1 protein-coding gene is annotated in these 733 nt (G+C 61.4%); it reads right to left on the bottom strand.

Going from position 1 to position 733, the window contains the following annotated elements:
- On the bottom strand, positions 1–733 hold a 733-nt coding region (locus lacNas_RS13465), incomplete at both ends, for an aldo/keto reductase (protein ID WP_201346948.1).

The raw sequence follows: 733 nt of genomic DNA, 5'->3' as shown, positions 1-733 counted from the left end.
GTCCGGATCCAGGACTGGCTGGCCGATTCCCTGCAGGCCGTCCAGCTTGGCCATGTCGTCGTCAGCCAGTTCAAAGTCGAAGACGTCAGCATTGGCCTTGATGTAGTCCGGGTGAACCGACTTCGGCAGCGGCAGGAAGCCGTGCTGCAGAGACCAGCGGATCAGCACCTGGGCGCTGGACTTGCCGTATTTGGCCCCGACTGCCTTGATGGTCTCGTTGCCCAGAAGTCCGCCCGTGCCCAGCGGACTGTAGGCCTCGCTCAAAAGGCCGTATTCCTTGTTGGCCGCCGTGACTTCTTCCTGCAGGTCATTCGGGTTCAGGCAGATCTGGTTGACCACCGGCTTGATTTCCGCCGTCTTCAAAAGGGCTTCAATGTGGTGGCGGCGGAAGTTGGAGATCCCGATCGCCCGGATCTTGCCGGCCCGGACCGCCTCTTCCATGGCCCGCCAGGCTTCAGCGTTGCCCTCTTCCCAGTGGTCCCTGATGGCCACTGGATTTGGCCAGTGGATCAGATACAGGTCCAGGTAGTCAGTGTCCAGCTTCAGCAGGCTGGCATCGATCGCCTTTTTTGCCCCCTCGTAGCTGTGGGAATCATTGAAGAGCTTGCTGGTCACGAACAAGTCCGCGCGCTTGATCCCGCTCTTCTTGATGGCCCGGCCCACGCTGGCTTCATTGCCGTAAGCCGCCGCGGTATCGATGTGCCGGTAGCCGGCGTCCTGGGCAGCTTCCACC

Origin of the sequence: Lactobacillus nasalidis, assembly GCF_016587775.1 — a bacterium.
Taxonomy (GTDB): domain Bacteria; phylum Bacillota; class Bacilli; order Lactobacillales; family Lactobacillaceae; genus Lactobacillus; species Lactobacillus nasalidis.
The sequence above is the reverse complement of the archived record's forward strand: the minus strand, read 5'-3'. Positions and strand labels throughout refer to the sequence as shown.